The organism is Staphylococcus sp. EG-SA-2 (genome assembly GCF_017152085.1).
Map to the genome: position 1 here is coordinate 1 of NZ_JACYHC010001207.1, position 645 is coordinate 645.

Annotated in this window: 1 protein-coding gene; it reads left to right on the forward strand. The window is 37.1% G+C overall.

Annotated elements, in window-relative coordinates; translation table 11 throughout:
- Positions 1 to 645 (forward strand): sodium:solute symporter family transporter (locus IDG60_RS19690; protein ID WP_481906114.1); only part of this gene is annotated, 645 nt, incomplete at both ends.

Consider the following 645-nt stretch of genomic DNA (forward strand, 5'->3'; position numbering starts at 1 on the left):
GCGTTTATTTTACCAAGCGCGCGAGCCAAAGTACCAATAGTTTCTTTACCGCAAGTGGTCGCTTGCCATCTTGGGTAGTTGGCTTTTCAATTTATGCTACTACGTTAAGTGCGATTACATTTATGTCTACACCAGAGAAAGCATTTTTAACAGATTGGTCATATATCGCTGGTAACATTGCTATCGTCGCAATTATTCCATTACTTATTTATTTCTATGTCCCTTTCTTTAAAAAGTTAAAGGTAACATCTGCATATGAATATTTAGAAGCTAGATTTGGCCCTAGCATACGTGTCATTGGCTCATTATTATTTGTCGTTTACCATTTAGGGCGTGTTGCAATTGTTATCTACTTACCAACATTAGCAATCACATCTGTATCAGACATGAACCCTTATATCGTTGCATCACTCGTAGGTTTACTATGTATTTTATATACATTTTTAGGTGGTTTCGAAGGTGTGGTTTGGAGTGATTTCATTCAAGGCGTCATTTTATTAGGCGGCGCTTTAGTTATTATTATTCTAGGTGTTATGAACATTAAAGGCGGTTTTGGCACTGTCTTTGCAGATGCGATTGAGCACAAAAAATTAATTAGTGCAGACAATTGGAAACTAAATACTGCGGCAGCTGCCATTCCAATTA